Below are 4,208 nucleotides of genomic sequence, written 5' to 3'. Positions count from 1 at the left end.
TATAGAACGTGCGCTAAACGCCAGACCTAGAAAGTGCCTAGGTTACAAACAGCCTGTCGTTGTGTTTAACGAATTACGCAATGCGGCCTAATTTAGCGAGTGGTGCACTTCGGGGTTGAATTCGCGCTTACATAACATTGCTATTACTTAGCCGAACGCTATCTAAGCTCTCCAAGTGCATGATGTTGCTGACGACGTTGAAGCGAACCAATACGGTTATTTCTAATTGAGATATCAGACTTACCTTCAAATTTAGTTGCTGTTTACACCATCATTTTGCACTTGTTTTTCGACTTGTGTGTACAAAATTTCCTGTAACTGTGTACAAACTTCCTCTTTGTTGCACTTATCTTCTGGCGATTTGACGCGAGTTCTTCTGTAGCCCTTGCTGTATAAGGGCTGAGCGACAAAAGTACTTAGGGAGTTTGATGCGTCAGTTCGCGATTATCAGCGAGAGTATCGCTCTTTTGTCGATGACAAAAATCTCCTTCTACTTATATGTAATTATGTATCAGATAATGGATTTTGATATGTAATAGCTAATCGAATTTGTGTTGTTTGAGTTACTGTGATATGTTTCTGTATATAATTATTCTTAAGTGATGCATTAAGGCGTATCGAAATGAGCTATGTAACAGAGCAGATACTAGAAAGTCTTCGAGAAGCTCGGGTACGAAAGGGGTTTAGCCAGAGAGAGTTAAGTACTCGTTCGGGTGTGCCTCAAAGCCATATTTCGAAAATCGAGTCTGGCAGTGTTGATTTAAGAATATCCAGTTTGATTGCACTTGCCCGTGTACTAGACCTAGAGCTATTGGTTGCGCCTAAAAAGTCTGTACCTGCCATCAAGTCGATCATTCGAAGTGGCCAAGGTATTAACGGCATCAGCGATGAGGGTGAGCCAATGTCGCCCGCGTATCAGTTAGAGGAAGACGACGATGACTAACCATGTCTCTACGCTCAACGTGTTGCTCTATGGTGAACCGATCGCAACGATCACCAACGTGGGTAATGACAGAACACTTTTTGCCTTTATGGATTCGTACATTAATGACGAATCGCGGCCTGTGTTAGGGCTTGGCTTTAAAGATTCGCTCGGTGGCCTGCTGACTAGCTTCAAACCTACCCAAACTAAGTTAACCCCGTTTTTCTCCAACCTTTTACCAGAAGAAACCATGCGTAATTACCTGGCTGAGCGTGCTGGTGTGAACCCAGCACGGGAGTTTTTTCTATTGTGGGTGCTAGGGCAGGATTTAGCTGGCGCGATCACGGTTGAACCGGCGGGTGGTGAAGCGCTGCCACCTAATGTGCATCAAGGCATTGACGATGAAACGAAAATTGAAGCGCCGATGCGCTTCTCATTGGCGGGTGTGCAGTTGAAGTTTTCAGCCGTGCAACAGGCTAACGGCGGCTTGACCATTCCAGCAACTGGTAAAGGTGGCTCTTGGATTGTGAAGTTGCCGTCATCTCGATTTGACGCTGTGCCAGAAAATGAATATTCAATGATGGAACTGGCTCGAATGTTGGGAATGGACGTGCCAGAAACGCAGCTACTCCCTATTAATCGGATTACTAATATCCCAAATGGCATTGGCAAATTTGGTGATAGCGCTTTTGTGATCAAGCGTTTTGACCGTGCAGATGGTCAAGCTGTTCACATTGAGGACTTTGCGCAAGTGTTTGGCGTTTATCCTCAAGATAAGTACAAAAAAGCCAGTATGCGAAATATTGCTCAGGTTATCGGTATTGAAGGGCAAGACGAAGACATTGCTGAATTTACTCGCCGACTGGTGTTCAATACCTTAATTGGCAATGCGGATATGCATTTGAAGAATTGGTCTGTGATCTACAAAGATAAGCGCACCGCATCGATTGCGCCTGCTTATGACTTTGTTTCAACCATTCCTTATATCCCCGATGATAGTGCATCGCTGAAGGTGAGCCGTAGCAAGAGATTCAGCGATTTCACGCTGGATGAGCTATCACACTTAGCGGCTAAAGCCATGTTGCCAGAAAAATTGGTGTTAGATACAGCCAAACAAACCGTAGCAGGCTTCCATGAGGTATGGGCGAAAGAAAAAGCGCATTTACCCCTTACTAAGTCAGTCATTGAAGCCATTGAAATGCATTTACGAAGTATACCGCTACGCTGAATTCCTAGTAGCTAGAGCGTGCATATTGATAAAGATGGTTTAACTTAATGCGATTTTACGGCACTTTTCGCCGTAAACTGGAAATTTGGTAAACTGCACAATGATACCGGTGTCATGATAAGGCTGATCTTCTGAACAAATCATGCATCTTTCTGACCATCAACAAGTGATGAACCAGGCGATGATAGCTTTACATTGATTTTCAGGAGAATACAGATGACAGCAGTAGCGCACCAGGTAACCCCTTTTCTAACATCTTACGAAGTGATGGCTCGTTACCACATTAGCTATACGACGCTCTGGCGAAGAATAAAAGATGGTAGCTTGCCGCAACCTCGTATCAACCGAAATACACGAAACAAGCTGTGGCACATTGAAGGTTATGTGCAAAGAGACAAGCGCCAAGGGGCTTTGTTTCCTAAATCGATTCAGCGAGCAAAGCTCCTCATAATCGTTTGAATATTAAACTACACGGTAAGTTTCAGGCATGCCTAGCCCAGTGAGTTTGTTCAACGCCTTTATCATCGCGTAAGTTTCTCCTACCTGACCGTTATAATTTCGCAGGCTCAATCTGCCACCAAGTAGTTGCTTCACTCTGTACATTGCTGTTTCTGAGATTGACCGCCGATGATAACCATACCGTTTTTTCCACTGTTTATTTGAACCATGAAGCTGTTGCCAACTGACCGCTAAGTTACGCGGATGACCTTGTTCCCAGAGCGCAGCGCCTTCCCTCGGTGGAATGAGTACTAAAGCCCGTTTTCTACGAACGGCATCGTGACAGGCTCTTGTGTCGTAAGCACCATCACCTGAGATATTGCGGATTTTGCGATGGATTTGCTTGAGCAAATTCGGCATAACTTTAGCGTCAGTGACACCGGATAAACTCAGTTCCGCTGCAATAATTTCATGGCTATGGGTATCGACAGCGATATGCAGCTTACGCCACACGCGGCGCTTGCCATCTGTGCCATGTTTCTTCACTTTCCACTCACCTTCGCCATAAACCTTCAAGCCTGTCGAGTCGATAGCCAAGTGCTCAATGGTGCCACGCGTCTTGGTTTTAAAAGCAATCTTGACGGTTTTAGCGCGTTTGCTGATGCAAGTGTAATGTGGGCACGAAAGCGGAATATCAGCCAGTTTAAACACCGAGTTGATAAAGCCTTGTAACGCTCGTAGTGGCATCGAGAAAACACGTTTAACCATCAGCGCGGTGGTAATGGCTAAGTCGCTAAATACGCGTGGTCGACCTTTCCTTGGTTGCTCGGCCTTAGCTTTCCACTGGGCGATAGCGTCCTCATCAATCCAGAAGGTAAGTGAGCCACGATTGATCAGGGCTTGATTGTATTGCTTCCAGTTGATTGTTTTATATCGAGGTTTTGACACGATTGATGGGCGAGTTGATGGGCTATGTCGATCAGATCACCAGCTATGGTTTTAGTTCAACTGATTTAGGAAACAAAGCCTCTACGGTATAGCGAGTAGATATCAAATAGCTATGTGAGAGGCCTAATTTCATGCTTAAATTGTAAGCCTTTTATTGAGGGTAAAATAGCTAACTCTAGGTTATTAACCTCAATATACTGAACTATACATAGATATGCGATGGCGCCCGTGGATAGTATAAATTAATCGAATATGTTATCTTATTTGCTTGTAATGCTTTCTCAAACTTAATAATTTTAGTTTGGTATTCTTAAATACTCCCCCTTGATTTGGCTCATACAAAAAGTTGAATAGAATAGATGGTAGCCATGAAACCCTAATCGGGGGAAGTACAAATTTGGTAATGGGATTATGGCTATAGAAGTCGTTTATCAATACATTTTAGGTTCTGCTTTTTTGGCCTTTCTTTGCATTATTGCGAGTGTAATAACTAAGCGTGTAGGTGTGCCAATATTACTAGTTTTTCTACTGCTTGGAATGTTAGCAGGGCGTTGTTTCCTAAAAGTTTGAACTATCTTGCCAGCCTGTGATCAGATCATCTATATCCTACTAGCCCGTGCAACAACAATGAGCAAAATCACAAACTGGTCTCACTATAATCAAGCCCTCGTT

General features: G+C 43.9%; 4 protein-coding genes. 3 read left to right on the top strand and 1 reads right to left on the bottom strand.

The window, feature by feature from the left end; translation table 11 throughout:
* Positions 1-622 precede the first annotated feature (622 nt).
* The 3 genes from L1266_RS21895 to L1266_RS21885 all read left to right on the top strand — a co-directional run bounded on the left by L1266_RS21895 (position 623) and on the right by L1266_RS21885 (position 2,609).
* Positions 623-943, top strand: a complete 321-nt coding sequence (locus L1266_RS21895; protein WP_063530062.1) for a helix-turn-helix domain-containing protein — start codon at positions 623-625, stop codon at positions 941-943.
* Positions 936-2,150, top strand: coding sequence for a type II toxin-antitoxin system HipA family toxin (locus L1266_RS21890; RefSeq protein ID WP_063530061.1), 1,215 nt, complete (start codon positions 936-938; stop codon positions 2,148-2,150). The genes L1266_RS21895 and L1266_RS21890 overlap by 8 nt, the downstream gene beginning before the upstream one ends.
* A 216-nt stretch (positions 2,151-2,366) precedes the next feature.
* The gene (locus L1266_RS21885) at positions 2,367-2,609 is read left to right on the top strand and encodes a helix-turn-helix transcriptional regulator (protein WP_063530060.1); all 243 of its coding nucleotides are present in this window, start codon (positions 2,367-2,369) and stop codon (positions 2,607-2,609) included.
* 3 nt (positions 2,610-2,612) lie between these two features.
* Here the strand turns inward: L1266_RS21885 and L1266_RS21880 are convergent, their stop codons facing one another.
* Positions 2,613-3,536, bottom strand: a complete 924-nt coding sequence (locus tag L1266_RS21880) for an IS5-like element ISSpu11 family transposase (protein WP_063530059.1) — start codon at positions 3,534-3,536, stop codon at positions 2,613-2,615.
* Positions 3,537-4,208 lie beyond the last annotated feature (672 nt).

Origin of the sequence: Pseudoalteromonas sp. Cn5-37 (genome assembly GCF_021532495.1) — a bacterium.
Lineage (GTDB): Bacteria > Pseudomonadota > Gammaproteobacteria > Enterobacterales > Alteromonadaceae > Pseudoalteromonas > Pseudoalteromonas simplex.
The sequence above is the reverse complement of the archived record's forward strand: the minus strand, read 5'-3'. Positions and strand labels throughout refer to the sequence as shown.